Raw genomic sequence first — 24,757 nt, forward strand, 5'->3', positions numbered from 1 at the left:
ACCTCCGGACCGCTACGCCAAAGGCCTCGTTTCGAAAGGCCGCCCGGCACACTCTCTCCGCCCTCATTCCTGTGCTCGTCACAGGAATCCACTCACCGCGCGTCCGCGCGGTGAGTGACTTATGTCAGGAGAGAAGAGTCTTCTGGGCCCAAGGACTTGGGCGCACTGGATTCCTGTGACATCCCTCGGGCAAAGCCCGAGGAAGGGAATGAGGAGAGTTGGAGACTACGGCGGCTAATTCACTACCGCCGTAGCTCCCCTATTCCATCGGCACAGCCACAAATCGCAGATCGCCATTCGCCGATGCGATCATCAGTTGGGCGTTGCGGCGGCCTTCCTGTTTCAGCGCCTGCACCTTGGCGGCGACCGCATCCGGCGACTTCATGAACTCCTGCGCCACCTCGACGATCACGTCGCCGGGCTTCAGCCCCTTTTCGGCCGAGGCCGAGCCGGGCGTCACCTCTGTCACGACGACGCCGTCGACGCTCTCGGCGATGCCGAAAGCCTTGCGCGTCTCGGCGCTCAACAGCGACAGCGACAGCCCGAGCACGTTCTTCGGCGTGGCCGCATCCGGCGCCACCTGGCCCTTGTGCTGGTCGGGTGCATCAGGTGCGGGCTGGGCCTGATCGCCGCTGTCGGGCTGATCCATGTCGTTGTCCTCGCCGGGATCCGGCGTGATCACACCGTCATCCTGCGAACCATCGCCGGATGCAGCCGCCTGATCGCTGTCCTCCAGCCGGCCAAGCTTCACCTTGACGGTCTGCTCCTTGCCGTCGCGCAGCACCACCACGTCGACTTCCTTACCGACCGTGCTTTCCGCCACGACGCGCGGCAGGTCGCGCATTTCGCTGACGGTCTTGCCATCGAATTTGAGGATGACGTCGCCCGCCTTGATCGAGCCGTCGTCGACCGGTCCGCCCTTGATGACGCCGGCCACCAGCGCGCCCTTGGCGCTGTCGAGCCCGAGGCTGTCGGCGATATCGTCAGTCACCGGCTGGATACGCACGCCGAGCCAGCCGCGCCGCGTCTCGCCATATTCACGCAACTGGTCGACGACGCCGGAGGCAAGCTCCGAAGGCACCGAGAAACCAATGCCGATCGAGCCGCCGCTCGGCGAAATGATCGCCGTGTTGATGCCGATCACCTCACCCTTCATGTTGAAGAGCGGGCCGCCGGAATTGCCCTTGTTGATCGCCGCATCCGTCTGGATGAAGTTGTCGTAGGGGCCGGCATTGATGTTGCGGCCGCGCCCGGAAATGATGCCGACCGTCACCGAACCGCCGAAGCCGAACGGATTGCCGATCGCCATCACCCAGTCGCCAATGCGCATCGTGCTGGAATCGCCGAATTTCACGAATTTCAGCGGCGCCTTCGGCTCGACCTTCAGGACCGAAAGATCGGTTTTCGTATCCGTGCCGATCAGCTTCGCCTTGAGCTTCGAACCATTGGCGAAATTGATCTCGATGTCGTCGGCGCCTTCGATCACGTGGTTGTTGGTGACGATATAACCGGTGGGATCAATGACAAAGCCGGAGCCGAGCGAGCTGACATTGTGGTTGCCGCCCTTGTTGCCCTGCTGCTTGTTGAAGAAATCGTTGAAGAATTCCTGGAACGGCGAGCCGTCGGGCGCGCGGGGCGCCGGGCCTGCGCCCTCGTCGTCCTTCACATTCTGCGAGGTCGAGATGTTGACCACGGCGTCGAGCAGTCCCTCGGCGAGATCGGCAACCGAAGCCGGACCGTTGTTGGGCGCGACAGCCTGGATCGGCGCGGTCTGCTGTGGTGCGGCGGGTGTGGGCTGCGTGGGTGCGGGAGTAGCCGGAACAGGTGCAACAACCCCGGGAGCGGTCGTCTGAGGCGCGATTTGAGCAAAGGCTACCCCGTTCATGCCGGCATGCGCAAGAATTGCAGCGCTGGCCATAAGCGCGAGCGTTCGTCTGAAGGGCGAGCGATTCGTGGGGGCCATCAAGCTTCCTCATAAGGGGTAAATGCGCACATTGAGCACCAGCATAAGGCGGAATGATGGAGGGCGAAATCACCTTTTCGCGAAATCCCCGTGCAATGTGACTTGGCCTCGCAAAAGCCGGATCATCTCAATCATCCCACGAAAAAAGGGCATCCCGCGAAAAAAGGGCCGGCACTCGGGCCGGCCCTTCCATGATTGGGCATGCGATTGATATCCGTTACGGTCAGTTCGCCGGCTGGGCGGGGGCTGCGGGAACAGCCGCAGCCGGTGCGGCCGGATTTGCGGGCGACGGCTGCAGGGTGCCGGCAGCATTGTCGAAATAGCGGAAGAATTCCGAATTCGGCGAAAGCACCAGTGTCGTGTCCTGCGACGAGAGAGCGGAGGAATAGGCCGCCATCGAGCGATAGAACTCGAAGAAGGCCGGATCCTTGCTGAAGACTTCGGCGAAGACGCGGTTGCGTTCCGCGTCGCCCTGGCCTCGAAGGATCTCCGCATCGCGTTGCGCCCCTGCGGTCAGCTCCACAACCTGACGGTCGGCGACGGCTCGACGCCGCTGGCCTTCCTCATTGCCCTCGGCACGGATGCGCTCGGCCTCGGCAAGGCGTTCCGAACGCATGGCATTATAGGTGTTTGGCGCAACCTCGGGCGAAAGGTCGGTGCGGCGGATGCGAACGTCATCGATATGCAGACCGAGATTTTCGGCATCTGTGCGCAGATCGTCGCGAATCTCCAGCATCATCGCGACACGCTCTTCCGAAAGCGCCGCATTGTAGTCACGCAGGCCGTAGACGCGGCGAAGCGATGAATCAAGCTGCGCTCTCAACCGCGCTTCCGCGGCCTCGCGGTCGCCCGATACCGTTTCGCGGAAGCGGCGAACATCCGAGATGTTGTAGATCACGAAAGCATCGACGTCGAAGGTCTGGCCGTCCTGGACCTGAACGCGGATATTGTCGAGATCGAGCCTCAGCGCCTGCTTTTCGACCAGTTGAACGCGGTCGGCATCCATGAAGCCGAAAGGCAGCTTGAAATAAATGCCGGGTTCGGTCTTGACCGTCTGGATCTGCCCGAAGCGGACGACGATGGCCTGCTCGCGTGCATTCACCACGAAGATGGACGAATAGAGCCCGACCAGCACGATGGCGAGGATGAGGAGAATGATGGGAAGTCTGTTCGACGTCATGGATCAGCCTCCCTGCTGCGCGGGCTTGCCGAGCTCGTTGAGCGGCAGATAGGGCAACACGCCCTGCTTCTCGTCGATGATGACCTTCTTCGAGTTCTTCAGCACCTGCTCCATCGTTTCGAGGTACAACCGCTTGCGGGTCACCTCCGGCGCCTTGAAATATTCGTCATTGATCGCAGTGAAGCGCTGCGCTTCGCCTTCCGCTTCCTTCACGACACGGTCCTTGTAGGCGGCTGCATCTTCACGGATTCGCGCCGCATCGCCGCGCGCCTGACCGAGTTTCTGGTTGGTGTAGCGATTGGCCTCTTCAATCGTGCTGTCGCGGTCCCGGCCGGCACGCTGCACTTCTTCGAAGGCATCGGCGACTTCCCGCGGCGGCGCCACGTTCTGGATCGTCACGCCGGTGACGGTCACACCTGCTCCATAGCGGTTCATCGTGTCCTGTAGGATGTTGAGCACATCAACTTCGATCGGCTGGCGATTGCTGCGGAAGGCGTCCTGCGCCGGACGCCGCCCGACGATCTCGCGCATCGCGCTGTCGGAAACCTGCTGCAGGGTCTCTGCCGGATTTTCGACGTTGAAGAGATAGGCCTTCGGGTCACTGACCGTGTAGAAGACGGCGAACTGCACATTGATGACGCTCTTGTCGCTTGAAAGCATCAGGCCGTTCGAAGACGATGCCGAGGTCGCTCCGATATTCAGCTGTTGCACGGTCACCTTGACCGTCTCGACGCTTTCCATCGGCCAGAAATGGAAATGCAGGCCGGGCATCGAGATCTCTTCCTTCGGTTTGCCGAACCGCAGTTCGACGCCCCGCTCATCCGGCTGCACCACGTAGACGCACTGGATCAGCCAGAAGACGGCGACAATCGCCGCGACGATCACCGCCACGCCGCCGTTAAAACCGCCGGGAACGATATTGCGCAGTTGGTCCTGTCCGCGCCGGATAATGTCTTCCAGGTCGGGCGGTCCGCCCTTGCCGCCGCGCGGGCGGTTCGGCCCCTGGCCCCATGGTCCCTGATTATTACCGCCGCCGCCGCCCCAAGGGCCGCCGCCGCCATTCTGATTGCTCCAGGGCATCAAAACCTCGTTGTTCGTTAAGTCTTCCACACATCCGGAACCGTGGGGGCTGACCGGTGGATGCGTTGGTGACCGTTATAGGTATCGCCGCATCGGCTTTCAACGCAACGTGAGAAACTTGGTCAATTTAATTGGAAAATAGTTCATTTTCAGGCGTGTCGGCGTTCATAGACGACGAAGCGCGTGGGATAGGTGTCCTTCTCGCCGGCCGGAACCGCGATAGACTCCCCTGCCCGCCAGATGTCTGGATCGATCGCCGGGAACGAAGCGTCCCCATCGAGATCGGCCTCGACATGCGTGATGCACATCCGGTCGGCAAGGCCGATCGCCTGCGTATAGACCTGCCCGCCGCCGATAATGCAGATCTCGTCGACGCCGGTTTCGCGCGCTAGCCTTTCGGCCGCCGTCATCGCCTCGGGCAGCGAATGCGCCATCTGCACATCCGGGTGGTCTATCGTCGCTTGCCTGGAGATGACGACGTTCGGCCGCCCCGGCAGCGGCTTGCCAATCGAGTCGTAGGTCTTGCGGCCCATCACGACAGGCTTGCCCAATGTCAGCGCCTTGAAGCGCTTGAGATCGCTCGAAAGCCGCCAGGGCATGTCGCCGTCGCGGCCGATGATGCCGTTGCGGGCAACGGCGGCGATGATGGTCCTGCGGATGTTGGCCATGAAATGTCCCGGATCAGACGGCGATCGGCGCTTTGATACTGGCATCGGCCTCGTAGCCGATCAGCTCGAAATCGTCGAAGGTGAAGCCGAAAATGTCCTTCACATCCGGGTTGATGCGCATGAAGGGCAGCGGCTTCGGCCGGCGTGCCAGCTGCAGCTTCGCCTGGTCGAAATGGTTGTGATAGAGGTGGGCATCGCCCAGCGTGTGGACGAAATCGCCAGGCTTCAGCCCGGTCACCTCCGCCACCATCATCGTCAGTAGCGCATAGGAAGCGATGTTGAACGGCACGCCGAGGAAGATGTCGGCCGAGCGCTGATAGAGTTGGCAGGAGAGCTTGCCGTCGGCCACGTAGAACTGGAACAGGCAATGACAGGGCGGCAGCGCCATCTCGTCCACTTCGGCCGGATTCCAGGCCGAGACGATATGGCGGCGCGAATTCGGATTGTTGACGATGCCTTTGACGAGATTGGCGATCTGGTCGATATGGCCCCCGTCCGGTGCCGGCCAGGAACGCCACTGGGCGCCGTAGACCGGCCCGAGATCGCCGTTTTCATCGGCCCATTCGTCCCAGATCGAAACGCCGTTTTCCTTGAGATAGCGGATATTCGTCTCGCCCTTCAGGAACCACAAAAGCTCGTGAATGATCGAGCGCAGATGCAGCTTTTTCGTGGTCAGCACGGGAAAGCCTTCTTGGAGGTCGAAGCGCATCTGATAGCCGAAGACCGAGCGCGTGCCGGTGCCGGTGCGGTCGCCCCGGTCGGAGCCCTTTTCCATCACATGGGCGAGGAGATCGAGATATTGCTTCATGTCGCGCTGATTCCGTTTCGGCTAATTTAAGCCTCCAGCCACAGGAAACCAATCACCGGCAGGCATTTTCCCAATGTTTCTGATGGTGCGCATAACGCTTTTATGACGTTTGCCCTTTCCTTGGGCTGAGGAAACCACTATATCAGCCTTGCCGGCTTTCGGGCCGGCTATGGCGATAAATGAGCGGTGTAATAAACCTATTGGACCCGGGGGCGGTACCCGGCGCCTCCACCAAAAACCGGCGGCCTTAAAGGCCGGCTTTTGATGGGGGCGAAACAGGATCGACAAGGGTGTAAAGATCGTCTTTTTGCTCGGCATTGTACCGCCGTTATCGGGCTAAAATTGTAGTTGCAAACGACAACTATGCGGAAGCTCGTCTCGCTGCTTAATCGCGGTGTGACACTTCAATCAAAGTCCTAGTGGTTCGCACCTCTAGGCGGGGTCCGAAGGCACCTGGCAACAGAAGCCTTCACCTTCTCCCTGCCGCCGAAATCATGTATGCTGCTGAAAAACGTGACTCGGCTCCGGTCTTTCCCAAGGCGCCCGGACGTGGCATATAACCGTGTGAAAAGACTTCCGAACCGACGAAAGACAGGAAAAGCATGGGGCAGGATCATATCCGCTACGACATTCTGGCACAGGATGCACTTCGCGGCGTCATCCGCAAGGTTTTGGCGGAAGTCGGAGCGACGGGCCGTCTGCCCGGCGATCATCACTTCTTCATCACCTTCCTCACGGGTGCTGCCGGCGTGCGCATCTCCCAGCATCTGAAGTCGAAATATCCCGAGCAGATGACCATCGTCATTCAGCATCAGTTCTGGGACCTGAAGATCACCGAAACGCATTTCGAGATCGGCCTTTCCTTCTCGGACGTTCCGGAAAAGCTGGTGATCCCGTTCAATGCGATCCGCGGCTTCTACGATCCCTCGGTCAATTTCGAGCTCGAATTCGACGTGCCGCTCGCCGATGGCGAAGAGCTGCCGTCCGGTGAAATCACCGCCTATCCTGTCGATGCGGCCGCAAAGCCCGATGACGCAGCGGGCGCAAAACCCGCCGACGGCGAAGAGAAGAAGCCGGGCTCGGTCGTCTCGCTCGACTCCTTCCGCAAGAAGCAGTGATTTGAAGGGGAGGGCAAGCCTCCCTTTTTCATAGGGAATTCAGGCAACCGCATGAGCGCCGAAATCATCAATCTGCGCCAGTTCCGCAAAAAGCAGGCCCGCTCCGAAAAGGAGAAGCAGGCCGAGCAGAACCGCATTTCCTTCGGCCGCACCAAGGCTGAAAAGCAGCTGACCCGCAGCCTGAACGACAAGGCCGACAAGGCTCATCGCGACGGCCGGATCGAGACGGATGACGACGGCGCGTGAGGGTTTCGCCGACTGCTTGAAGAGCCGGAATGGAGTCTGCGATCAACCACTTGCACGGTCGCCTTGAATCGATCTTTGAGTCCGATCGAAACGCGAAACAGTCCTTCATGATCCGCAAGCATTCGGCGACACTGCACGGCCATCGCACCAGTTTCTCGCTGGAGGATGAGTTCTGGGACGAGTTGAAGACGATCGCCGCAGGCCGTTCGATGCCGCTTGCCACCCTGATTTCCGAAATCGACGACCACCGTCCTGCCGACAGCAACCTGTCCTCGGCTCTGCGGCTCCATGTCCTCGCCTGGGTAAAGGCCGACGGCCGGTCTTGACAGCCGCCTGGCTTATTGCGCCTGAACACCCGGCAACTGGTCGAAGTTGAGTTGGCCCGGCTGGGCCTGCTCGGCGCGCCGCGCCGCCTCTGCTTCCGCGGCGGCTCTCGCTTGCGCTTCAGCCTTCGCCTTGGCTTCCGCCTCGGCCGCGGCCTTTTGTTCGGCCGCTGCCTGCGCCAATGCGCGCAGCCGCTCTTCCTCCGCCTGTCGTTGTCGCTCGATTTCGGCCGCCTTGACTCGCTCGGCGTCGTTGAACCGGTAGAGCGACACCTCGCGGCGCAGCCGCTGCTTTTCGAGCACGATCGCCTGCAGCCGCTCGACGCGCCGCCGCTCGCGCTCGAAGGCGCGCAGCGACAGATAGCTGGTGATATCGGTCACATCCATCGTCTTGCCGGGCGACGGCAGCATGCCGGAAAAATTCAGCCTGAGCGCCGGTTCGGCGCCGGAAAGCGCCTCCGTGCGGGGATTGAGCCCAACGCCCAGCGTGGCGCTGATCCGCTCCTCCGGCAGCACGATCTGCGCATCGGCGGTGATGCGGGCGAGATCGTTGGCGACGGTGACATTCTGCACGCGCAGTGTCCCGTCGGTGATATTGAACGGGATGCCGAGCGGCGGCAGCTTCGCCTCGCCATTGCTGAGCAGTGTCTCGACGATCGGATGCACCTTGCCGGCGTTGATCTGCTCCTGCATCGTATCGGTCGCGGCAAGCAGCGGCGCAAGGATGGCAAGGTTCAGCCCGCGTATGCTGGTATCGCCGAGCCTCAGTTCGCCAGAACCGTTAAGCGAGCTGGCGATTTCGCCGACCGTCTTGCCCGAAGCCTCCATCGAAAGCGACAGGCCGAACTTGCCGTTGGCAATCGGTGCGCCGTCACGCAGCCAGACGACGCCGGCAAGATCGGAATCGGCAAGCGCAAGCTTCGTCTGCAGGAAACCGGTGCCGTCGGCATTGGTGAACAGCAGATTGCCGGAGAGCTTTCCGCCGTCCCAGTTGCCGGCCATATCGTTGAGCTGCAGCTCGTCGCCCTTATAGGCGACGTTGCTGGTGAAGTCGGACACCGCCGTTTCCGGCAGGCCGGGCCAGAACTGCTTGGCCGTCAGTTTCACGTTGACGTCAAGGTCCTTGAAGACCGGCAGCCCGAGGGGCGCCGTCGTCAGCGCGCCATTGGCGGGATCGACGATCTGGCCGAACACCGCCTCGCCAAGCCAGCCGGCATCCGCCTTGGAGAGTGTCAGCTCGCCGCTGGCGGTCGTTTTCGCAGCCTTCCGGTCGAAGCTCAGTGCGCCTGAAAAGTCGTTGTCGGCGGCATGGCCCTTGAGATCGGAAAAGACGATCTTGTCGCTATCGACGCGGGCATTGACCTGCAGACCGAACGGCAGCCCGGTTCCCGTCTGCGGCAGGGCGATCCCGTTCATGATGAGATAGGGGTCGATATCGGCACTGTCGAGCGAAAGCGCGATCTTGCCGTTCATGAAAGTCTCCGGCCGGACATCGACCTTGCCATTGGCGGTGAACGAGGTCCGGTCGGTGGCAAAGGTCAACGCAGCATCGGCGGGATCGTTGTCCGATGCCTTTACCTTCAGCGTCAGGCGGCCGTTGGCGCCGACATCGACCGGCAGCGGGTCGAGCCCGGCCTGGCCGAACAGGATTGATGGCACGGCATTTTCGAGCGTCGCCTCGAGGCTCGTGGTACCGTTACCGGTCAGCGCCAGGAGGTCGGACATGCGGTAATCGAGATTGACGCGGCTGCCGTTCGACACGCCGGCAAGCGTCACCGTCAACGCATTGCCCTCGTCGCCGCCGAGCGTCAATGCGCCGCGCAGCGCCGTATTGCCGTACCAACCCGCATTGCGCACCAGCCGATCGAGCACCGGATGATGCGGCAGATGCTCGCGCAGCATGGTGAAAAAGCCGCCGGGATCGGCCGATTTGAAGGTGATCTCACCCGCACCCTTGTAGTCGAGCAGCGAGCCTTCCGCCCTGCCCGTTGCCGTCAGTTCGGCGCCTGCGATATTCTTGATCGACAGCCGGTCGACGGCCAGCGCCCCATCGGCGATAGTGAAGGTGGTCTCGACATTCTCGGCCTCGACGCCGAAGGCCGTGAATTTGTCTGCCTTGAGCTGGGCGGCGATCTTGTGGTCGAGCACGTTGTCGCCGGCATCCTGCCCGGTCATAAGCCCGCTCAGCGCCTGCAGCGCGTCGAGATCGAGCGTATCGCCGTTCAGCGCCACCGACAGGGTCGGGGTCTGGCCGGAGATCGCCTGCCGCTCCAGCCGGCCCTTCAGCGTCGCCGGTCCGATGGCAATCTCGAGATTTTCGAAACGCTGCAATTCATGCGTCAGGCTGACATTGGCGGAAAAACCGGCCTGCCGCAATTGGCGGATGGCGGGATCGACCGAGCCGGCAAGCCAGGAGGCAAGCCCGGTCGGCTGGCTGGAGGCTACCACGATCTGGCCATTGAACGAGGGCTCGCCCTTGAGCAGGAGCTTACCCTTGCCTTCGACCTGGGTGCGTCCCGGCAGCGTACCGGTAGCACTGTCGATCATCCAGCCGGTACCGGCCGGCTCCAACTCCAGCTGGACGTCGCGCAGCGTCGTATCGCCGGCGACGATCGCCGGCAGCTTGACGCTCGCCTTGCCCGGCACCTGCGGGATCGGCACCTGTCCGATGACATCGATCAGTGAACTCAGCCGCTGGCGTGCCGAAACCGCCGGATCGCGCGTCGTCTTGCCGGCCGCGCCCTGATTGCCGAGGCGGTTGACGTCGATCTGCTGCCCGTCGGCAGTCAACAGGAATTCCGGCGCATTGCCGGTATCGAGCGTCGCTTCTCCCGTTATGACATAGGGATCGTCGGTCGGGCCGATCTCCATCCGGTATTCGGGAATCCGGATGCGCTCGTTGGTGAGCTCGAAGCGGCCCTTGACGCGGGGCGGCTGCTCGTTCTTGTTGGCGGGCCTGGCGCTGTTGCGGGTCTCGATCGCGGCCGAAAGCTGGCCCTGATAGTTCGGCTTGCTGTCGACGAGCTTCAGCTCGCCGTCGAGATCGACGCTGACGGGGTGCTTGTCCGGCGAAAGCTTCGTGCGCATGCGCAGCACGCCCTTCTCGTCCGGCTGGCTGCTGGAGATCGAGAAGCTGCCATGCTCGCCGTCGAGCGCCGCATCGCCCTCGATGCGCCAGGGGCCGGCCAGCGACTTGGCCGACATTTCCGCATTGAGGCCAGTGATGCGGCGTGAGCGGCCCGACTGGTCGTCGATGAACTCGACTTCGCCGCCATTGACATGCACGTTTTCGAGAACGACGGTTTTCGCCGGTATTTCGGCGCGGCTGCCGCGCATCCAGTCGAGCGTGCCGTCCTTGAGCAATCTCAGGCGCACCTTCGGATTGACGACGCGCATGTCGAAGATCAGCGCCTCACCCGACAGGAAGGGCGCGAGCTCCGCATCCATGGAGAATTGCTCGACCTTGACGATCGGCGTGCCGTCCGCTTCCTGGCCGACGCGAACGTCATGCAGCGTCACCGACGGAAACGGCAGCAGGCGCGCATCCACCGTGCCGAAGACGGTGACTTTCTTACCGATGATACGGCTCGCCTGATCCTCGAAATTCTTGCGGAAGTCCGTCCAGTCGATGAATAGCGGCGCAAGCAGTGCCATAAACAGCACTACGACGATCACTCCCCCCAGAAAGACGAGGAACCGGCCTACCAATGCAAGGAGTCTCCATTCGGGATTCTGTTGCCGACACTAGAACATGATGCCGAAAAGTGTGCGGGGTTTTCGGACGACATCATGCTCTAACTCTTTAATTGAGAACAGGATTCGGATTTATGCCCGACCAGCCTAAATCCGAATCCTGTTCTAGCGCTATTCATGCCGGGGGCAAGGCCCAACTTCATGAGAATATTCCGCTTTCAGCCACGGTGGAAAATCTTGCCGGGATTGAAGATATCGTCCGGATCGAGCGCCTGTTTCACCTGTCGCATCAAATCCACGGCGCCCCCGAGCTCCTGTTCCAGAAACGCCATCTTGCCTTGCCCGATCCCGTGTTCGCCGGTGCATGTCCCGTCCATGTCGAGCGCCCGCCGGTTGAGCCGCTGCACGAAGCTCTCGGCCATGGCGATGTCTTCGGCGCGTTTGTCGTCGAACAACAGCAGCACATGGAAGTTCCCGTCGCCGGCATGGCCGACGATCGGTCCCAGCAGCCCGTGCGCCTCGATATCCGCCTGCGTTTCGGAAACGCAATCGGCAAGCCTCGATATCGGAACACACACATCAGTCGAAAGTGCGGCAAGCCCGGGCGCCAGCGCCCTTGCGGCCCAATAGGCATCGTGGCGCGCCTTCCACAGCCTCGTCCGCTCCTCGGCATTGGCGGTCCAGAGGAATTCGCCGCCGCCACATTCCGCCGCGATCTCGCCAAAGGCTGCCGATTGTAGCGGCACCGTCTCGTCGGTGCCGTGGAATTCGACGAAGAGCGTTGGGCTTTCGGCGTAGGAAAGCTTGGAATAGGCATTGCAGGCCCGCATCTGCACCGTATCGAGCAGTTCGATGCGCGCCACCGGAATGCCCATCTGGATCGTCATGATGACGGCATCGCAAGCGGCCTTGATGCTAGGAAAGGCGCAGGCCCCGCCGGCGATCTTCTGCGGGATCGCCTGTAGGCGCAGCGTCACCGAGGTCAGAATGCCAAGTGTGCCCTCGGCGCCGACGAAGAGCCGGGTCAGATCGTAGCCGGCCGAGGATTTGCGGGCGCGCCGGGCCGTGCGGATCTCCTCGCTGTTGGCGGTAACCACGGTGAGGCCAAGGACATTGTCCTTCATCGTCCCATAGCGCACGGCATTGGTCCCGGAGGCCCGCGTCGAGGCCATGCCGCCGATCGAAGCATTGGCGCCGGGATCGATCGGGAAGAACAGGCCGGTATCGCGCAGATGGATGTTCAGCGCCTCGCGTGTGACACCCGGCTCAACGGTGCAGTCGAGATCTTCTGGATTGACCTCGAGCACCCGGTTCATGCGGCTGAAATCGATTGCGATGCCGCCGTTCGGCGCATTGACCTGGCCCTCCAGCGAGGTGCCGACACCGAAGCCGATCACCGGCACCTTGTGGGCAGCGCAGGCCTTGACCGCCGCCTTCACGTCCTCGGCGCTCTCGGCAAAGAGCACCCCGTCCGGCAGCTGCGGCGGGATATAGGTGGTCGTGTGGGCATGCTGTTCGCGGAAGGACTGGCCGGTCTGGAAGCACTCGCCGAAGCTCTGCTTGAGAATGCCGAGCACGGCAGTGATACCCGCCTCGTTGCGTGTGCCGGCCTTTGCGTCCTTCAGCGCCATCCCTTCGATCTCCCTGCCATTCCGCAGAAACCACATCATGTCCCGCAGGCTACAGCGCCGCGTATCCTTTCAGACGCGCAAAGGACGCTGTAGAACTTTAAAATTGCTGGATAATTTCATCCTTAAATCGATTCCGGTTTAAGGAATTATGCAGCAGGCTGGGTATGCGGCAAGTCAAAGCGGCTGTCCAGTTAAGATTGGCAGAAGATTTCATTCCCCCTTTGTTGTAAACCGGTCGCTATACACAGCTCCGCCGTCCCCGGCACCTCAGACGATCGGCGGGTTGAGCCGCGCAAAACCCTCCTGCCGCCGATAGGGGAAATAGGGATAGGGCGCCGTCACAGTGCTGACGGCGTCGAGCCTCTCGATCTCATCCTTCGACAGGCTCCAGCCGACCGCGCCAAGATTCTGCCTGAGCTGCGCCTCGTTGCGGGCGCCGATGATGACGCTCGATACCGTCGGCCGGCCGAGCAGCCAGTTGATGGCGATCTGCGGCACCGTCCGGCCGGTCTCGGTTGCGATGGCGTCCAGCACCTCGACAATGTCAAACAGCTTCTCATCGTCGACAGGCGGACCGTATTGCGCCGTCTGGTGCAGCCGGCTTGCCTCCGGCAGCGGCTGGCCGCGGCGGATCTTGCCGGTCAGCCGTCCCCAGGCAAGCGGGCTCCAGACGAGGGCGCCGACACCCTGGTCGGCGCCGAGCGGCATCAGCTCCCACTCGTAATCGCGCCCCGCCAGCGAATAATAGACCTGATGGGCGACGTAACGCGGATAGCCCCGGCGCTCGGCCGCGGCGAGCGACTTCATCAGCTCCCAGCCGGCGAAATTGGAAACGCCGACATAGCGGATCTTGCCTGCCGTAACGAGCCCGGCGAGCGTCGACAGCACTTCTTCCACCGGCGTCGAGGCATCGAAAGCATGAAGTTGCAGGAGGTCGATATAGTCGGTTCCGAGCCGGCGCAAGGCAGCCTCGATGGCGCGGATCAGCCGCGCCCGCGACGCTCCCCAATCCTGCGGCCCCTCGCCCATCGGCAGCGCCGTCTTCGTCGAGATCAGCACGGCATCGCGCCGGCCGCGGATCGCCTGGCCGAGCACCTCCTCGGAAGCGCCGCCCGAATAGACGTCGGCCGTATCGAACAGATTGACGCCCGCTTCCAGGCAGATGTCGACCAGCCGCCGCGCCTCTTCGGCATCGGTATTGCCCCAGGCGCCGAATAGCGGGCCGCTGCCGCCGAATGTGCCGGCGCCGAAGCTTAAAACCGGCACCCTGAGGCCGGATGCACCGAGATTTCTGTATTCCATGGATTTGTCTCCTTCGGTTTCCCATCAGATAGACCTTGGTTGCCTGGTGATATAGATTGCCTGTCAGCACTTCATCTGTGACCTGAATTCATCATGAGCCGTCAGGACATCAACCGCTCCGGCGAAATGGAAGTTTTCGTCAGCGTCGTCGAGCGCGGCGGCTTTTCGGCTGCCGCAAGCGCCCGGCGCATGACGCCGTCGGCGGTCAGCAAACTCGTCGCCCGGCTGGAGACGCGCCTCGGCGCCCGCCTCGTCAACCGCTCGACCCGCAGGTTGCAGCTGACGCCGGAAGGCTGCGCCTTCTATGAGCGCAGCATCGCCATCCTGGCCGATATCGCCGAGGCCGAACGCCACGCCTCGACCGGCGAAGAAGCCGCCGGCCGCATCCGCATCAACACCAGCGGCTCCTTCGGCAACCATGTGCTGGCGCCGCTCGTGCCGGCCTTCATGGCGCTTCATCCCGCCGTGACGCTGGATATTTCTCATACCGACAGGATCGTCGACCTGATGGAGGAGCGCGCCGACGTCGCGATCCGCACCGGCCCGTTGAAGAGTTCCAGCCTGATCGCCCGCAAGCTCGGCGCCACCGGCAAGATCATCGTCGCGTCGCCGGATTATCTCAAGCGTCACGGCGAACCGCTGGCGGTGGCCGATCTACGCCGCCATTGCCGCATCGGCTTTTCCTATGCCCGGGCCGTCGAAGGCTGGCCGCTGCGCGAAGACTGCGAAACGGTGACGATCCCGATCACCCCTGGCGTCCAGGTGGGAGACGGCGAAGCCATGCGGCATCTCGCACTATCCGGCGCCGGACTTGCCCGCCTCGCGGCCTTCACCGTGCGCGCCGACATCGATGCAGGCCGCCTCGTGCCGGTGCTCGAAGAGGCCAATCCCGGTGATCGCGAAGAATTCTACGCCCTCCATATGGGCCAGGGCGGCCCGCTGCCGGCGCGCGTGCGCGCCCTGCTCGATTTCCTCGTCAGCCACGTGCGTCTCTAATAGATACAATGACTTAAAGCGACCGTTTGAATCAAATTCGCATTCCCGGGCGCTACGACGTCAGATTTTGCAATTGACCCTGCGCCTCGCACCTACCTATACAAAACCCGCGCCGGCCGGCCCTTGCAGCCGGCCTCTCCTAGTCATGCCGGAGCTTCCTCCCATCTTCAGCCTCAGGGCTTGGCACCGGCCGGGAAAGATACGGGGATCATGTCATTCAGCGACGCACGCCGCCTGCTGCGCGATGCCGGCCTGCCGAAATGGGCGCTGCTGCTGGCGCTTTCTATAGCGCTTGTTGTCTTCCTCGAACTTTTCGCTCTGCCCGCCTCGCTGCTGATCGGGCCGATGGCTGCGGCCATCCTGCTGGCGCTGACGGTCGGCAAGGGAAAGCTTCGCATTCCCAGCTGGCCGCTGCAGTTCGGCCAGGTCCTCGTCGGCCTGATGATGGCGCGCACCATCACTCCCGACATTCTCGGCACCATGGCGAAGGACGCGCCGCTCTTCCTGCTGTTCATCTTCTCGGTCATCGCCGTCGCCACCGGCCTCGGCTGGCTGCTGACGCGCTGGCAGGTTCTGCCGGGAACGACCGCCGTTTGGGGCTCTTCGCCGGGCGGTGCTTCGGCCATGGTCATCATGTCGGAGGCCTATGGCGCCGATGCCCGCCTCGTCGCCTTCATGCAATATCTGCGCGTCGTCTTCGTCGCTGTCGGCGCCTCGGTGATCTCGCGCCTTTGGGTGGCCGCCGACGGCGCCGCGCCGCCGCCACTCATCCTCTTCCCCGAAGTAGACTGGCCGGCCTTTACGGCGACCATGGCCTTTGCGGCCATTTGTGCCTATGGCGTCCGGCGCCTGCGCGTCCAGGGCGGCACGATCATCGTGCCGCTCTTTCTCGGCGCCTTCCTGCAGGGCACGGGCCTCTTGAAGATCGAGCTGCCGATGTGGCTGCTAGCCATCGCCTATGCGCTTGTCGGCTGGAGCATCGGCCTGCGTTTCACCCGCTCGATCCTCAAGCACGTGGCGCGCGCCCTGCCGCGGGTGTCCGCCTGCATCGTGTTGCTGATGGCGCTCTGCGGCTGCATGGCGGCAGCACTGCATGTCTTCGCTGGCATCGATCCGCTGACGGCCTATCTCGCGACCAGCCCCGGCGGCGCTGATTCCGTCGCCATCATCGCCGCCTCCAGCGATGTCGACGTACCCTTCGTCATGGCGATGCAGACCGGCCGCTTTCTTGTCATTCTGATGATCGGCCCGACGCTCGCCCGCTTCATCGCCCGCCGGTCCGGCCTTGCGGAGAACCCGGCCTAAAACGCCGCACATCCGGCGTTGTGCGCCAACGCTACCCACTGGCCTGGCGTCATGCCGTAGGCCTTCTTGAAATGCCGGTTGAGGTGGCTCTGGTCGGCAAAGCCGGTGGCCGCCGCCGCGTCCGAAATCCCCTCGCCCGCGCCGATCATCGCCCGTGCCTGCTGCAGTCGCCGCATCAGGAGGTAGCGGTGCGGGCTGGTGGCGAAGGCCGCCCGAAAGTGCCGCGACAGCGCGAAACGATCGAGCCCCGTCACCGCCTCCAGTTCCAGGGAACGCACCGCCCGCGTTGCGTGCGCTTCGAGATAATCCCGCGCCGCCCGCGCCTGCCGCCAGGCGACGCCTCCGAGAGACCGGCGCGGCAGGTGCGCATGCCGTGACAGCCCGCCGGTCACCTGGCTAACAAAATCGTCGACGAAAAGTTCGTCCAGCTCGCGATCGAGTTCGCCGAGTGCGGCAAGCAGCACACCCGCCAGCGCCGGATCGCCGATCACGGGATCTTCGACGAAAGGCAGGCCGACACCGTCCGCCTCCAGGCATTCGAGAAGCAGCGACGGCTCGAGATAGAGCATCCGGTATTGCAGACCGTCCTCGGTCCCCGCCCCGCCATCGTGCTCCTCATCGGGATGCAGCACGATCACCTGCCCGGGCAGGCTGAAACGCCGCTCGCCGCGATAGCGGAAGGTCTGCACGCCCTTCAGCGTCACGCCGAGCGCATAGGTATCATGCCGGTGCGGTTCGAAGGCATTGCCCGAGAACTGCGCCCCGATGCGCTCGATGCCGGGAAAGGCCGGCGCCGTCATGATGCCGTTGCCGGATCGCACCACGCACAAACGTTCAAGACCTTCGAAGACCTGCAGATGTAGATCCTGGCTCAAACTCCATGTCCCGTTGAGAGGTGAAAGACCATCCGATGTTTGATACCAAAATTGCCGTCGTCCTGCGAAACAATCTTGCCGGTTGGCAGAAGCTGAACGTCACCGCCTTCCTGATGACCGGCGTCGCCGGCGGCCATCCCGAAATCATCGGCGAACCCTACAAGGACCGCGTCGGCAATCTCTACAATCCGCTGTCGATCCAGCCGATCATCGTGCTTTCCGCCGACGATGCGACGATGTCGGCCATCCACCGCCGCGCGCTGGAGCGCGCTGTCACCGCTTCGCTGTTCATCGAGGAGATGTTTGCAACCGGCCACGACACCGCCAACCGCGCCGTCTTTGCCGAATATGCGCCCGAAGACGCCAAGGTCGTCGGCATTGCGCTACGCGCCGAAAAGAGAATCGTCGACAAGATCACCAAGGGCGCAACGTTGCAGCACTGACGTAACGTTGGGCCGGGCAATAACCCGGCCTCAGAATGCCGACGAACTCGGACTCTTACGTCATGCTCGGGCTTGTCCCGAGCATCTGCAGTTGGTGCAGCAGATCCTCGGCACCAGGCAGCACAACGCAGCACAAGGCCGAGGATGACGTCACGTGAAGAACAAGCTCTGTCAACAAATAGAGGCCGGGTAATGACCCGGCCTTCCTGTTGTCTTGAAATGCCTAGGATCAGCCCTGCGTGATCGGAGCGATCTGGATCTCGACGCGGCGGTTCTGCGCGCGGCCGGCCTCGCTCGCATTGGAGGCAACCGGCTGCGACGGGCCGAAGCCGACGGCGGAGACGCGGCGCTGGTCGATGCCCTGACCGCCGAGATAATCGGCAACCGAAAGCGCGCGGCGCTGCGACAGATCCTGATTGTGCTGCAGGCTGCCGGTCGAATCCGTATGGCCATTGACGTCGATCAGCGTGCGATTGAACTTGCGCAGCACGATCGCCACCGAATTCAGCGTCGGATAGAAGCCCGGCTTCACCGCATCCTGGTCGACGTCGAAGGTAATATTCGAGGGCATGTTGAGGATGATGTTGTCGCCGTTGCGGGTCACCGAAATGCCGGTGCCTTCGAGCTGGGCGCGAAGCTCGGATTCCTGCTGATCCATGTAATTGCCGATCGCACCACCGGCGAGTGCGCCGACGCCGGCGCCGATCAGCGCTGCATTGCGCTTGCCGTGGCCGCCGCCGCCGACAGCCACGCCGACGAGAGCACCGCCGAGGGCGCCAAGTGCCGCACCACCCGCCGTATTGGAAACCTTCTGTTCACCGGTATAGGGATCGGTCGTCGTGCAGGCGCTGAGATAGCTTGCGGCAACAGCCAGAAGTACGAATTTCTTGATCATGGACAGGACGGTCTCCGTTCAAAGCTGATGCGAGCAAATGGCAAGGATTGCGGCAAGAAAATGAAGATGCACTCTTGATAGGGGAATTTCAGGCGCCGAAACAGAAGCCATGTTGCGGGAATGCGCAGATATCACCAGTTTTGGCAACTCGACCAAGCTTATGGGCAGCAAGCACAACGATAAGTCGTCATGGTGAGGAGCGGAGCAATCGATCCGGTGAATCGATTGCAGTGACAACGCGGCCGTCTCGAACCACGAGGGGATGACTGGTGACTGCGGGCTACATGCCGATATCGCCTGAGCGCCGGTGGCCGGCCCCGTCCTTCGAGGCCCTTGCGGGGCACCTCAGGATAGGGCCGGAGAGAGGTTGCGGCTCGCCAAACGGAAGACACAGCAGCAAGGCACAACAATTAGAAATTCTGGAACAGCTGCCTGACCGTGTCGTAGGTCGCATTGGCGATGTTCAGCGATTGCAGCCCGAGCTGCTGCTGCGTCTGCAACGCTTTGAGCTTGCTGGACTCCTCCTCCATGTCGGCATCGACGAGCCGGCCGATGCCGGCGGTGTTGTTGTCGTGCAGCTTGGTGGCGAAGTCGTTCTGCAGGTTGATGCGCTTTTCCAATGCGCCGAAGGCCGAGCCGACCGTCGTCAGCTGCGACAGCGCGGCGTCGACGACGCTGATCATTTCGCTGACCTGGCCCTCCGTCGTGCTTGACGAGAGCGAGATCACCACTTGGCCCGTGGTCGTGCCGTTCTTACTCGTCATCAGCACGTAGTTCTGCGAGGCGCCGAGTTCGGTGGCGAAATGGTCCGAGGTCAGCACGCCGTATTCGCCCGTACCGGTCGCGCGATCGTCGATCAGGTAACGCGCATCCTTGGAGGACGTGGCGCCGACCGGGGTCGTGTCGATGTGGTAGCTCAGCATGCCCACAGAGACCGTGCCATCGGCGTTGCGGATGAAGGAGGCCGGGATCTGGCGCGGCTGCGTCGGCGTCGCGTCGTTGTTGAGGATCACCCAATTGTCGCTGTTGAAGGTCGCCGATTCCGACACGCTGCGCAGCTGCTCCTGCAGCTGGCTGATCTCTTCGTTGATCTTGTTCTTGTCGACCCCGTCTTCGGTCGCGGCAACCAGCTTGGCCTTGATCTCGGAGACGACGTCGATGACGTTCTGAACGCCGGTATAGGCCGTTCCCATCGTCGCCGCGGCCATGCCGAGCGCATCCTGAACCGCCGATACCGCCTTGTTGTCGGTTCGCGCAGTGGTGGCGACCGACCAATAGACGCCATTGTCGCTGGCTTTTGCGACACGCAAACCGGTCGTGATGTGGTTTTGCGTGACCGCCATGTTCCGATTGATATCGCGCAGCACATGAAGCGCCGCGTCCACGGAAACGCGCTGATAGATACTCACAGGAACCAGACTCCAAAAACACAACAGACGCAAACTGTACAAAAATGAACCGTGCCGCGCGGACGCTCATGTCCGGGGTCGCTGGCGCTCCAGCGCTGTGGCCCTCAAGAAACGACGAAGACCAGTCGGTGTCTGCAACGATCATTGCCGTTTATGCTTAACAAGCGGCTAAACTCCAGAAGTAATTCATCGTATTTTTCAAGGTTTCATACACCATAAGAAACGCCGCCGGACGAAGTCGGGCGGCGTTGCAAAATCGGATAAAAGCCTTATTCGGCAGCCTGCAGCTGCTCCTCGTCGGGGGCCGTGCGCGGCCGGGTAGCGACCGCCATCTCCTCGTGCAGGCGCGCTTCCTCGTGGGCATGCGGCTTGGCGAAGCGGGCGAGCAGCAGATAGGCGACCGGCGTGATGAACAGCGTCACCAACGTCGCAAAGCCGAGACCGCCGACGATCACCCAACCGAGCGCGACGCGCGCTTCCGCGCCCGCACCATGGGCAAAGACCAGCGGCACGCCGCCGAGGATGGTGGCGATCATCGTCATCATGACAGGGCGAAGGCGCAGCGCGCAGGCCTTCTCGATCGAGGAGCGCACGTCCTCGCCCCGGTCGCGCAGCTGATTGGCGAATTCGACGATCAGGATGCCGTTCTTCGCCATGACGCCGACGAGAAGCACGAGGCCGATCTGGCTGTAGATATTGAGGCTGGAGCCGGTGATCACAAGCGCGAAGACAGCGCAGGCAAGACCAAGCGGCACTGTCGACATGATGATCAGCGAGGACAGCACGCTTTCGAACTGCGCGGCCAGCACCAGGAAGATGATGACGATGGCAAAGCCGAAGGTCAGCGCCATACCGCTCGAATTCTCTTCAAGCGTTGCCGCTTCCGCCAGTGGCAACAGGCGCGATCCCGCCGGCAGCAGCGGCGCGGCAAGTTCCGTCACCTGTTTGACGGCGTCGCCGAGCGACATGCCATTCTTCAGGCCGGCGGTGATCGCCACGGAAGCAAGCTGCTGCTCGCGGTTGAGCTGCGGCGCGACCGAGCCTTCCTTCATCGTGGCGATGACCGACATCGGCACGATCTTGCCGTCGCCGGTCTTCAGGAACACGTTCTCGAGGTCGGTCGGGTCGTCGATCGGCCGCGTCGTCGAGGTCAGAAGCACGGGATAGGATTCGCCGTCGACAAAGACGTCGACCACCGAGCGCCCTTCGAGCAGCGACTGGATCGCCGTCGAAAGCCCGGTGATGTCGATGCCGAGATCGGAAGCGCGCTCGCGGTCGATCGCCACCGACACCTGCGCCTGGCTGGGCTCGTTGGTCAGGCGCGGCGTGTCGTACTGGCCGGTGGCGTCGAGCGCCTGAACCAGCTTGGCCGCCGCCGCCGTCAGCGCCTCGTGATCATTGCCGATCAGCGCCATCTGCACACCGCTGCCGGCACCGCGGATGCGCAGGCTGTTGGAGGAGATGGCGTTGCCGCGCAGTGCCGGCACCTTGGCGGCCGCCTGATTGATGTCGCCGACGATCTCCGCCTGCGTCCTGTGCCGCTCTCCCCAGGGGGCAAGCGTCAGCACCATGAAACCGCTATTCAAGGAGCCGCCCTGGCCGGAGATCGAGAAGACGTTGCGGATGTCGCCGCTATTGACGAGCGGCTGCAGATATTCCTCGACGAGTTGCATCTTGTCGCGGGTATATTCGAGGCTCGATCCCTGCGGCGTCGTCAGCCGCATCATCACCATCGATCGGTCTTCTTCCGGCGTCAGCTCGCTCTTGACGGTGGAAAAGGCGATAACAGCCGCACCGGCGAAGATCACCGAAAACAGGATGACGACGAAGGGCGCGTTGAGACAGCCATGCAGCGCCCATTTATAGAGATCGGCAAGCGCCCCGCCGAAGCGGCCGAGTACGCCGTGATCCTCGAGCATCGGCTTCGTCAGCATGCGCGAGGCGAGCATTGGGCAGAGCGTCAGCGCCACGAGCGACGACAGCCCGACCGAAAAGGCAAGCACGAAGCCGAATTCGCGGAAGAGGCCGCCGACCTGCCCCGGCAGGAAGGAGAGCGGAATGAAGACGGCCGCCAGAGTCGCGGTCGTGGCGATAACGGCGAAGAACACCTCGCGCGTGCCGAGCACCGCGGCCGCGCGCGGCCCCATGCCCTCGGCGCGCCGCCGCACGATGTTTTCGAGCACCACGATCGCGTCGTCGACGACGAGGCCGGTCGCCAGCACGATCGCCAGCAGCGTCAGGATGTTGATCGAGAAGCCGACCATGTAGATCGCCGCCAGCGTGCCGATCAGCGCCACCGGCATGCTGACCGCCGGGATCAGCGTCGCCCGCCAGTCGCGGAGGAAGAGATAGATGACGGCGGTGACGATGACGGCGGCAAGCACCAGGGCCAGCACCACCTCGTGGATCGCCCCCTGGATGAAGACGGCATCGTCGCTGGTGATCGCGATCGTCGTTCCCTCCGGCAGTGTCTTCGACAGCTGGTCGACGGCGGCCTTGATGCCGGTCGAGATGTTCAGCGTGTTCGATTGCGCCTGGCGGATGATGCCGAGGCCGATGCCCGGCTTGCCGTTGGAGCGCAGCGCCGTTTCGCCGTCTCGCGGCCCGAGCGTCACCGTCGCGACGTCGCCGAGCCGGACGCGATCCTGCAGCATGACGTTGGAAAAATCTGCCGGCGTCTGCAGGTTGGCGGTGGCGCGCACCACGATGTCCTGCGTATTGCTCTTCAGCGATCCCGCCGGCACGTCGAGTGCGGCATTGTCGAGCGCCTTCGTCAGATCGCCGATGGTCAGCCCGCGGCTCGCCAGCGCGCCCTGGTCGACATCGACGCGGAAGACCTTCTCCTGGTCGCCATATTCCTCGACGTCGGCGACACCGTCGACGGAGGCGAGACGATCGATCACCTCGTTCTCGACCAGCTGCGTCAGGTCGTCCATGTTGAGCTTGGTGGAGGTGACGGCAAGGCGCATGATCGCCGAGGAATCCGAATCCGCCTTGACGATCTGCGGCGCATCCGCCTCGTCGGGCAGGTTCTGGGTGATGCGGCCGATTGCGTCGCGCACGTCGTTGGCGGCAACCGCGAGATCGATTGCATCCGAGAATTCCAGCGTCACCCTGCTCTGGCCGAAGGACGAGGTCGACGAGATCGACTTCAGGCCGCTGACGCGGGCGACAGCACCCTCGATGACCTTGGTCAGTTCCTGGTCGATCGTCTGCGGCGACGCACCGTCGAAGCTGGTGCGCACGGTGACGACGGGACGGTCGACATCAGGCAGTTCGCGCACTTCAACGCCGACATAAGCCGCAAGGCCGGCGACGACCATCAGCGTGTTGAACACCAGCGCCAGGATCGGCCGGCGAACGAAAAGCGCGGTAAAACTCTGCTTGCTCGAGGCTCTGTCCTGATGAATCTCGGTCACGCTCATTGGGTAGCGACCCCCGCATTCGCGGCGACATCGGCGCTCACCCGCACCGCCCCGCCCTCACGCACACGCTGCAGGCCCTGCGTCACGATCTTGTCGCCGTCCTTGAGATCGGCTTTGACGAGCACGAAATCCGGGTTGCGCTGCACGACGCTGACCCGCACCTTGCGCGACTTGTCGTCGTCGACCAGCCAGACGAAGGACCCTTGAGAATCCCACTGCACGGAAACCGGATCGACGGCCGGATATTTATCGCCGGGAAATTTCATGCTGACGCTGAAGGACATGCCGGCGCGCAACTCATCCGAGCTGTTGTCGATCTTGGCGCGCAGGCGAAGCGTGCGGCTTGCCGCGTCGATGCGGTTATCGACGGCCTCGACCATGCCCGAAAACACCTGTCCGGGCTTTGCCACCGACATCGCCTCGACCGGCTGGCCGACCGACACCGTATTGGCGAAGCGCTCCGGCACCCAGAAGTCGACGAGGATTTCCGACCGATCGTCGAGCGTGACGATCGGAATGCTTGTCGTGACGTTGTCGCCGATGTTGACCGGCACGATGCCGACGATGCCGTCGATCGGCGCGATAATGTTGCGCCGTGCGAGATTGAGCTCGGCCGCCTGTAGCTGCAGCCGCGCCCCCTGCTCGGCGATCTCGGAATCGAACACGTCCATGCGCGACACGCTGGACTTGATGTTGTGATAGAGATTGGATTTCTCGACGGCGGCCTTGACCGCCACATCCGCCTGGCCGCGAGCGATTACCTGCTCCTCGCTGTCGAGCTTGGCGAGCACCTGGCCGGCCTTCACCTTGTCGCCCGACTTGATGAGGATTTCGCGGATCGTGCCCGATGCCTGCGCCGTCACCGCGACCGAACGGATCGCATCACCCGTGCCGATGGCGTTCAGTCGGTCGTTGACGACGCCCTGGACCACGGCCTGCGTCGCGACGAGAATGGCGCCGTTGCGCCCGCCGCCATTGCGGCGGTTCTGCCCCTGTCCCGATCCTTGGCCCTGCCCCTCGCCACGCTGCTGCCCTTGCGCCCGGGTGGGCGTGTCGGCATCCGCCGTCTCCTCAGCCTTCGGCGCGATTCTGGAAACGATGCCGTCTGGAATACCTGCATCGCGCATCGTATCGCCGGCGCCGGGCACAAAAAAAACCCACGCGGCAAAGCCGGCAATAATGACGATGAGCGAAAGTATAAACTGCTTCCAGAAGGCCATGCACGTCTCCGGAGGGACTCGAGGTTGGACCAGGGTCGGTCGAAAGAGGCGCTGCGGGATCAAGATTCCCCGTCTGATGCGACAATATCGCGCGTTTACAGCTTACCGGCAAGCATAAGCAGCCGGCATTACCGATTTGTAATATCAGCAAAGAATGGAAATAACCCGGTCGCGCAC

General features: G+C 62.8%; 19 protein-coding genes and 1 other RNA gene. 7 read left to right on the forward strand and 13 right to left on the reverse strand.

From position 1 onward, the window contains the following. Positions 1–259 precede the first annotated feature (259 nt). The 5 genes from QMO82_RS15535 to QMO82_RS15555 all read right to left on the reverse strand — a co-directional run bounded on the left by QMO82_RS15535 (position 260) and on the right by QMO82_RS15555 (position 5,699). The gene (locus tag QMO82_RS15535) at positions 260–1,963 is read right to left on the reverse strand and encodes a DegQ family serine endoprotease (RefSeq protein WP_183606703.1); all 1,704 of its coding nucleotides are present in this window, start codon (positions 1,961–1,963) and stop codon (positions 260–262) included. A 223-nt stretch (positions 1,964–2,186) separates the two neighbouring features. Further along, positions 2,187–3,143, reverse strand: a complete 957-nt coding sequence (gene hflC, locus QMO82_RS15540) for a protease modulator HflC (protein WP_183606702.1) — start codon at positions 3,141–3,143, stop codon at positions 2,187–2,189. Positions 3,144–3,146: 3 nt separating this feature from the next. After that, positions 3,147–4,223: an FtsH protease activity modulator HflK gene (gene hflK / locus QMO82_RS15545; RefSeq protein WP_183606701.1), complete on the reverse strand. Its 1,077-nt coding sequence runs from the start codon at positions 4,221–4,223 to the stop codon at positions 3,147–3,149. Between the two features lie 149 nt (positions 4,224–4,372). Next, the gene (locus QMO82_RS15550) at positions 4,373–4,891 is read right to left on the reverse strand and encodes a dihydrofolate reductase (protein ID WP_183606700.1); all 519 of its coding nucleotides are present in this window, start codon (positions 4,889–4,891) and stop codon (positions 4,373–4,375) included. A gap of 13 nt (positions 4,892–4,904) precedes the next feature. Next, on the reverse strand, positions 4,905–5,699 hold the full coding sequence (locus tag QMO82_RS15555) for a thymidylate synthase (RefSeq protein ID WP_272782135.1): 795 nt from the start codon (positions 5,697–5,699) through the stop codon (positions 4,905–4,907). Positions 5,700–5,810: 111 nt separating this feature from the next. Here QMO82_RS15555 and ssrA point away from each other — a divergent pair. The 4 genes from ssrA to QMO82_RS15575 all read left to right on the forward strand — a co-directional run bounded on the left by ssrA (position 5,811) and on the right by QMO82_RS15575 (position 7,389). Next, positions 5,811–6,173, forward strand: a transfer-messenger RNA (tmRNA) gene (gene ssrA / locus QMO82_RS15560). Between the two features lie 128 nt (positions 6,174–6,301). Beyond that, positions 6,302–6,817, forward strand: a complete 516-nt coding sequence (locus QMO82_RS15565; RefSeq protein ID WP_047610856.1) for an SspB family protein — start codon at positions 6,302–6,304, stop codon at positions 6,815–6,817. A gap of 51 nt (positions 6,818–6,868) precedes the next feature. Then, positions 6,869–7,063, forward strand: coding sequence for a DUF4169 family protein (locus QMO82_RS15570; protein ID WP_009996659.1), 195 nt, complete (start codon positions 6,869–6,871; stop codon positions 7,061–7,063). Between the two features lie 107 nt (positions 7,064–7,170). Further along, on the forward strand, positions 7,171–7,389 hold the full coding sequence (locus QMO82_RS15575; protein ID WP_183608235.1) for a ribbon-helix-helix domain-containing protein: 219 nt from the start codon (positions 7,171–7,173) through the stop codon (positions 7,387–7,389). Between the two features lie 12 nt (positions 7,390–7,401). Here the strand turns inward: QMO82_RS15575 and QMO82_RS15580 are convergent, their stop codons facing one another. The 3 genes from QMO82_RS15580 to QMO82_RS15590 all read right to left on the reverse strand — a co-directional run bounded on the left by QMO82_RS15580 (position 7,402) and on the right by QMO82_RS15590 (position 14,012). After that, positions 7,402–11,094: an AsmA family protein gene (locus tag QMO82_RS15580; RefSeq protein WP_183608234.1), complete on the reverse strand. Its 3,693-nt coding sequence runs from the start codon at positions 11,092–11,094 to the stop codon at positions 7,402–7,404. A 203-nt stretch (positions 11,095–11,297) separates the two neighbouring features. After that, on the reverse strand, positions 11,298–12,710 hold the full coding sequence (locus tag QMO82_RS15585; protein ID WP_183608233.1) for an FAD-binding oxidoreductase: 1,413 nt from the start codon (positions 12,708–12,710) through the stop codon (positions 11,298–11,300). Positions 12,711–12,977: 267 nt separating this feature from the next. After that, positions 12,978–14,012, reverse strand: coding sequence for an aldo/keto reductase (locus tag QMO82_RS15590; protein ID WP_183608232.1), 1,035 nt, complete (start codon positions 14,010–14,012; stop codon positions 12,978–12,980). Between the two features lie 93 nt (positions 14,013–14,105). Between QMO82_RS15590 and QMO82_RS15595 the strand changes: the two genes are divergently transcribed. Continuing rightward, positions 14,106–15,008 (forward strand): LysR family transcriptional regulator, encoded by a 903-nt coding sequence (locus QMO82_RS15595; RefSeq protein ID WP_183608231.1) that lies wholly within the window; start codon positions 14,106–14,108, stop codon positions 15,006–15,008. Between the two features lie 210 nt (positions 15,009–15,218). After that, complete coding sequence (locus tag QMO82_RS15600) at positions 15,219–16,313, forward strand: AbrB family transcriptional regulator (RefSeq protein WP_183608230.1); 1,095 nt, start codon at positions 15,219–15,221, stop codon at positions 16,311–16,313. Here QMO82_RS15600 and QMO82_RS15605 read toward each other — a convergent pair. Next, positions 16,310–17,188 (reverse strand): AraC family transcriptional regulator, encoded by an 879-nt coding sequence (locus tag QMO82_RS15605; protein ID WP_183608229.1) that lies wholly within the window; start codon positions 17,186–17,188, stop codon positions 16,310–16,312. The genes QMO82_RS15600 and QMO82_RS15605 overlap by 4 nt on opposite strands. Before the next feature lie 35 nt (positions 17,189–17,223). Between QMO82_RS15605 and QMO82_RS15610 the strand changes: the two genes are divergently transcribed. Next, positions 17,224–17,631: a DUF2000 family protein gene (locus QMO82_RS15610; protein WP_183608228.1), complete on the forward strand. Its 408-nt coding sequence runs from the start codon at positions 17,224–17,226 to the stop codon at positions 17,629–17,631. A 229-nt stretch (positions 17,632–17,860) separates the two neighbouring features. Here QMO82_RS15610 and QMO82_RS15615 read toward each other — a convergent pair whose 3' ends face one another. From QMO82_RS15615 to QMO82_RS15630, 4 genes are all read right to left on the reverse strand, one after another. Further along, complete coding sequence (locus QMO82_RS15615) at positions 17,861–18,526, reverse strand: OmpA family protein (RefSeq protein WP_049733608.1); 666 nt, start codon at positions 18,524–18,526, stop codon at positions 17,861–17,863. A gap of 410 nt (positions 18,527–18,936) precedes the next feature. Next, positions 18,937–19,935: a flagellin gene (locus QMO82_RS15620; RefSeq protein WP_183608227.1), complete on the reverse strand. Its 999-nt coding sequence runs from the start codon at positions 19,933–19,935 to the stop codon at positions 18,937–18,939. Between the two features lie 269 nt (positions 19,936–20,204). Next, the gene (locus QMO82_RS15625) at positions 20,205–23,360 is read right to left on the reverse strand and encodes an efflux RND transporter permease subunit (RefSeq protein WP_183608226.1); all 3,156 of its coding nucleotides are present in this window, start codon (positions 23,358–23,360) and stop codon (positions 20,205–20,207) included. Beyond that, positions 23,357–24,580, reverse strand: a complete 1,224-nt coding sequence (locus tag QMO82_RS15630) for an efflux RND transporter periplasmic adaptor subunit (protein ID WP_183608225.1) — start codon at positions 24,578–24,580, stop codon at positions 23,357–23,359. Before QMO82_RS15630 ends, QMO82_RS15625 begins: the two co-directional genes overlap by 4 nt. Positions 24,581–24,757: the final 177 nt, after the last annotated feature.

The sequence above is a fragment of the Rhizobium sp. BT04 genome (assembly GCF_030053135.1).
GTDB lineage: Bacteria > Pseudomonadota > Alphaproteobacteria > Rhizobiales > Rhizobiaceae > Rhizobium > Rhizobium binxianense.

What these genes read in the sequence shown, in the direction of transcription:
- QMO82_RS15595 (WP_183608231.1), top strand. Translation starts at nt 14,106, where the DNA reads ATGAGCCGTCAGGACATCAACCGCTCCGGCGAAATGGAAGTTTTCGTC.
- QMO82_RS15615 (WP_049733608.1), bottom strand. Translation starts at nt 18,526, where the DNA reads ATGATCAAGAAATTCGTACTTCTGGCTGTTGCCGCAAGCTATCTCAGC.
- QMO82_RS15555 (WP_272782135.1), bottom strand. Translation starts at nt 5,699, where the DNA reads ATGAAGCAATATCTCGATCTCCTCGCCCATGTGATGGAAAAGGGCTCC.
- QMO82_RS15585 (WP_183608233.1), bottom strand. Translation starts at nt 12,710, where the DNA reads ATGGCGCTGAAGGACGCAAAGGCCGGCACACGCAACGAGGCGGGTATC.
- hflK (WP_183606701.1), bottom strand. Translation starts at nt 4,223, where the DNA reads ATGCCCTGGAGCAATCAGAATGGCGGCGGCGGCCCTTGGGGCGGCGGC.
- QMO82_RS15630 (WP_183608225.1), bottom strand. Translation starts at nt 24,580, where the DNA reads ATGGCCTTCTGGAAGCAGTTTATACTTTCGCTCATCGTCATTATTGCC.
- QMO82_RS15570 (WP_009996659.1), top strand. Translation starts at nt 6,869, where the DNA reads ATGAGCGCCGAAATCATCAATCTGCGCCAGTTCCGCAAAAAGCAGGCC.
- QMO82_RS15550 (WP_183606700.1), bottom strand. Translation starts at nt 4,891, where the DNA reads ATGGCCAACATCCGCAGGACCATCATCGCCGCCGTTGCCCGCAACGGC.
- QMO82_RS15625 (WP_183608226.1), bottom strand. Translation starts at nt 23,360, where the DNA reads ATGAGCGTGACCGAGATTCATCAGGACAGAGCCTCGAGCAAGCAGAGT.
- hflC (WP_183606702.1), bottom strand. Translation starts at nt 3,143, where the DNA reads ATGACGTCGAACAGACTTCCCATCATTCTCCTCATCCTCGCCATCGTG.
- QMO82_RS15600 (WP_183608230.1), top strand. Translation starts at nt 15,219, where the DNA reads ATGTCATTCAGCGACGCACGCCGCCTGCTGCGCGATGCCGGCCTGCCG.
- QMO82_RS15610 (WP_183608228.1), top strand. Translation starts at nt 17,224, where the DNA reads ATGTTTGATACCAAAATTGCCGTCGTCCTGCGAAACAATCTTGCCGGT.
- QMO82_RS15565 (WP_047610856.1), top strand. Translation starts at nt 6,302, where the DNA reads ATGGGGCAGGATCATATCCGCTACGACATTCTGGCACAGGATGCACTT.
- QMO82_RS15575 (WP_183608235.1), top strand. Translation starts at nt 7,171, where the DNA reads ATGATCCGCAAGCATTCGGCGACACTGCACGGCCATCGCACCAGTTTC.
- QMO82_RS15590 (WP_183608232.1), bottom strand. Translation starts at nt 14,012, where the DNA reads ATGGAATACAGAAATCTCGGTGCATCCGGCCTCAGGGTGCCGGTTTTA.
- QMO82_RS15535 (WP_183606703.1), bottom strand. Translation starts at nt 1,963, where the DNA reads ATGGCCCCCACGAATCGCTCGCCCTTCAGACGAACGCTCGCGCTTATG.